We start from the raw sequence: 1,779 nt of genomic DNA, 5'->3' as shown, positions 1-1,779 counted from the left end.
CTAGGAGGCTGCTGAAGAAGTGGTCTGTGTGCGGCTGGCCGTCGGTAATGCTGGGTCTGTTGATCACGGGCGAGTGTTGCTCGGGCGCTTGCCCCGCGGGGTCAGGCGGTGGTCAGGGTCCAGGTGTTGTTGGTGGTGCTCAGCCCCAGGGTGATCAGGCGGCGCAGGTTGATCGCGGCGGCGCGGTGGTGCAGCCAGTTGTTGTTCGCGGTGACTCCTCGGTACGGCACGCGGCGGCTACCGCGGGTCAGCCAAGCGATCGAGCGTTCCACCATAGGCCGATGCTGTCGATATGATTGCTGAATCATGTTGTTGGTGAACTGTTTTCGATGGTCACGCTGGAGCCGATGGTGTTCACCGAGGTGGACGGAGCGGCCCTTGGCCGAGGTGGTGCACCGTGCCCGTAGCGCACACCCCGTGCAGGCCTGCCTGAAGGTGGCGTGATGGCTGGCGGTGACCGGCCGGGTCACACCGGCGGGGCAGGTCAGCGTGTGCGTGGCGGGGTCGTAGGAGAAGTCATCGATGACGAACCCGCCCGGGATTGCCGGGCGATACGGCCACGGTTTGAGCGCCACCTCCCAGGTCGTCTCTGCCAAGCTCGCCAACATCGCTCCGGTGGCGTACGCCGAATCACCGAGGACCTGCCCGCCCTGGGTCGGTGCGGTGGGATCGGTGGGTAACAACCGCGCCCCGACCGCCGCATCGGAATTGGCCGGGCCGGCGGCCTTGGTCAATTCTGTCGCCGTGATCAGCCCGGTGTCGGGTTCGACCACCACGTGAGCTTTGAACCCGTCTTGGCGGCGTGACTGGGTCTTATGGGCGTGGCGGGCCTCAGGGTCGACCGTGGAGATCATCCGATCGGTGACGGTGCGCTCGGCGATGCGCCAGCGTCCGTCGGTGCCATCGGAGCCCTCAGCCGGTTCCACGTCTTGACCGGCGACCAACGCCAACAACGCCACCGCCTGCTTCTGGGCCTCGCTGCCGGCAGTCTCGATCCTCTCGCGATCAAGGCCGTCGAGCACGGCCAACGCGTCGCTGACCAACGCGCTGACCAGCTGATCTCGTGCCTGTTCGTCATCCCAGGCGATCCGCGGCTTACCCGGCTGGTCATAGCCGGCACCAGCCACCGTCGCCAGCCGGGTCGCACGCTGCTCCACGACCGCAGCGGCGCCATCGACCTCGCGCGCCACCCGCCGCATCGCCGCGATCAGCTGGGTGACGGTGTCCTGGCGGGCCACCGCATCATCGAGGACCGTCGAGTCCAGGGCCCGACGATTCGTGCCGGTGAGCACCCCGGTCGCGGTGATGACCTCACGCACCACCTCGAAAATACGGTGTGGCCGATCACTGGCCGCCAGCCGCCGCCGCCAGTAGGTCAACGTGGACGGATGAACACCTTTGTCACCCAACACGAACCCACACGCAGCCTTCCACCGCAGATCGAAAGTGACCGCATCAGCGGCCTCCCGATCAGAGAGTCCCTGCAATGTTTGCAGCACGATCACCGAAGCCATCGTCGCCGGTGGGATCGACGGACGACCCCTCCCACTCGGGAACAGGTCCGCGAACATCTCCGCAGGAAACAACTGCTCACGATGGGCGGCCAGAAAGGCGAACACGCTGCCCTCGGCCAACAAATGACCCACCACTGAGTTCACATCCAGAAACTCACCCTGGCGATCCGACTCACCCTGCATAACCTCAGGATCCCAGCACGGCGGCCAAAACCAGCGCATTCCCGCGCCGGAATCCACCCCCAATTATTCAGCAGTCTCCTAG

1 protein-coding gene is annotated in these 1,779 nt (G+C 65.8%); it reads right to left on the bottom strand.

The window, feature by feature from the left end:
• Positions 1-101: 101 nt before the first annotated feature.
• A complete protein-coding gene (locus OSB52_RS24555; RefSeq protein ID WP_266063952.1) occupies positions 102-1,697 on the bottom strand; it encodes an IS1182 family transposase in 1,596 nt (531 codons plus the stop codon).
• Positions 1,698-1,779 lie beyond the last annotated feature (82 nt).

This window comes from Gordonia aquimaris (genome assembly GCF_026262595.1).
In the GTDB taxonomy this organism is placed as follows: domain Bacteria; phylum Actinomycetota; class Actinomycetes; order Mycobacteriales; family Mycobacteriaceae; genus Gordonia; species Gordonia tangerina.
The sequence above is the reverse complement of the archived record's forward strand: the minus strand, read 5'-3'. Positions and strand labels throughout refer to the sequence as shown.

What these genes read in the sequence shown, in the direction of transcription:
- OSB52_RS24555 (WP_266063952.1), bottom strand. Translation starts at nt 1,697, where the DNA reads ATGCAGGGTGAGTCGGATCGCCAGGGTGAGTTTCTGGATGTGAACTCA.